1 pseudogene is annotated in these 451 nt (G+C 39.9%); it reads left to right on the forward strand.

Annotation, left to right across the window (positions count from 1 at the left end):
• Positions 1 to 19: 19 nt before the first annotated feature.
• Positions 20 to 451, forward strand: a pseudogene (locus AB4486_RS24095) (sodium:calcium antiporter); the annotation flags it as partial.

Here is a 451-nt window from a genome sequence, read left to right on the forward strand (position 1 = left end):
CAAGCATTGCAACATATCATTGATTTTTATAGGTATGACTGTTGTTGCGTTCGGAACATCTGCCCCCGAATTACTCGTATCTGCCGTTGCTGCTTTAAATAATGCAGGAGAGTTGGCTGTAGGCAATGGTATTGGTTCCAATATTATTAATATTGGTCTTGTGCTTTCCATTGCTGTGTTAATGGCTCCCATCCAAGCTAACAAGCGCTTTATCAAAAAAGAGTTTCCGATATTGGCAGGGTCAATGCTGATCTGTAGCGCACTGATGTCCACAGGAAAGCTAAATATAACTGACGGTCTATTATTGGTGATTTTGCTAGCCATATACTGTTTCTATTTAGCTAAGTCCATAAGACAAGGTGAGGTTTCTGAAGATGAGCTAGAGTTCTTGCCATTAACTAAAAAACGAGCAGGGTGGGAAAGTTTAGTGATGTTGTTACTACTTTTAACC

This window comes from Vibrio sp. 10N.222.55.C6, from assembly GCF_041473395.1.
Classification (GTDB): Bacteria; Pseudomonadota; Gammaproteobacteria; order Enterobacterales; family Vibrionaceae; genus Vibrio; species Vibrio crassostreae_C.